The 1,859-nt window shown below is 65.7% G+C and carries 2 protein-coding genes; both read left to right on the top strand.

The window, feature by feature from the left end:
• Positions 1 to 440: 440 nt before the first annotated feature.
• On the top strand, positions 441 to 989 hold the full coding sequence (locus IG65_RS0133880) for a DUF6670 family protein (RefSeq protein ID WP_369801649.1): 549 nt from the start codon (positions 441 to 443) through the stop codon (positions 987 to 989).
• Positions 990 to 1,007: 18 nt separating this feature from the next.
• Complete coding sequence (locus IG65_RS0133875) at positions 1,008 to 1,661, top strand: class I SAM-dependent methyltransferase (protein WP_197040027.1); 654 nt, start codon at positions 1,008 to 1,010, stop codon at positions 1,659 to 1,661.
• Positions 1,662 to 1,859: the final 198 nt, after the last annotated feature.

The raw sequence follows: 1,859 nt of genomic DNA, 5'->3' as shown, positions 1-1,859 counted from the left end.
TCGCCACATCCAGCCGATCGCCGCGATGATCACCGAACACCTGCTCGGCGTCACCGCGACCGTGGTCGGCAGCGCGATCACGGTCACTCTCCGCTGACCCTCGCCTCACTGTCCACGGCGACGCCACAATGATTCCGGCCCAATGAGATCGAACGGCCCGGACGCTGGCAAGTGTTGCCCCGCAATGAATCGAACGGTGGTTCCCGTCATGCCTATCGGGAGAGCCACGATAGCCCCAGCATTCGCATTCGATGACACCGTCAGGAAGCGATCGCATGCAACCGATTCACCATCTCCGCGGCACAGGAGTGACTTGGCCCCTGGCCGAGGCTGGAACATGGCCAAGGTGATTCGACTGCGCGACAGCGACTTCGAGGCGCGGCAACGGCCGGCATCGCGGCAATGGCCGAGCCGGCCGGAGTGTTCCCCACACCGGCTGGATCGAAACCCTCAGCGCCCACATCGAGGTTTCCGGCTTGGGCAACATCGAGTACGCCCGCTGCGTGGGTCCCTACGCCGTTCGCGATCGCTTGCTCCCGCGGCGCTACAAGGCACCGGTCGCCTTGTTCACCTACCACGTCGTCGAACTGTGCGCCGACGCTCAGTTGTTGTTCTGCCGTGTGGGCATGCTCGGCGAGCGCGTCGGAGACCTCGTGCAGTTCCGCACCCTCAGCGGCGACGGTGACTGGCGCGTCAACGAAATCACTACCGATCGCAGCTGCTACGAAGTCCTCGAATACCAGGACACGCCCACGACCGACAGCGCCGGGGGACACGAGATGCTCCTGCCCCGTCGCTTCCGGCTCGGCGTTCGCGATCGCGTCGAAGTCGTCGGAACATACGACACCCCTGGACGCTTCGGCGTCGGACGCGGATACATCGCCGGATACCGCGCCGACGTCGACATCGACGGCCGCCACATCACGACCCGCGGCTACGCCGAATACATCGATGTCACCAACGGAACGACGCGCCGTCTCGGCGGGTAGGTGCCGGCGCCCTCGAGGGTGGGTGCCCGCGTCGCCGATATCGGCGCCGGCACCGGGATTGCCACGGCGCTACTGCATGCTCGTGGAGCCGAGGTCACCGCGGTCGAGCCTGGTGCGGAGATGGCAGCGGAGTGTCGCCGGAAGGTTCCGGGCGTGCCGGTCGTGCGCGGAGACGGCAATGCTCTCCCACTGGCCAACGCTTCCCACGACCTCATCACCTATGCCCAGTCGTGGCAGTGGACCGACACGACGGTATCTGTGCCCGAAGCGCAGCGTGTATTGCGTAACGATGGTGCACTGGCGATCTGGTGGAATACCACCGCATTCGACGTACCGTGGATCCACGCCCAGCACCTGCGCATCGCCCACTACTGCGAGACGAACCCCAAGCCCGCCGCGCGTCTCGGCGACACCGAAGCCATCCGACTCGCGGGCCTGACAGGCTTGGAGGTCGCGCGGCGCCAGATGCGCTGGTCGCGCACGGTCCCTCTCGACACACATCTGGCCAACATCGGTAGCCGCTCGGCGTTCCTCGTCCTCGGCGAAAGCCGACGGCGCGCCTGTCTTGCGGAGGAACACAGGTTGCTCAGCACTGCATTCCCAGCGGGCATCATCGAGGAGACGTACCTGGTTGATCTGCTGGTGGGCCGTTTCCCCAGTCGAGGACGCTGACACTTCCATGCGGCTCCCGCGCTGGCAGGAATGGACACCGGAACTCCGGTAGCGGTGGCTCGCGGAATCCTCTCCCACACAGTGGACTTGGCTTCCCCCGCGGTCAAGTCCAATTGCGTGGTGTATCGGGGTGATTGCCGCGTGATCCTGGTCGGTCAGGCGGTCAGTGCTGGGGTGTCCTCCTGTTCGCTGGGGTCG

It is taken from the genome of Nocardia sp. NRRL WC-3656 (assembly GCF_000720265.1).
Taxonomy (GTDB): domain Bacteria; phylum Actinomycetota; class Actinomycetes; order Mycobacteriales; family Mycobacteriaceae; genus Nocardia; species Nocardia nova.
Note: the sequence above shows the minus strand (reverse complement) of the source record. Positions and strands in the feature narration are given on the sequence as shown.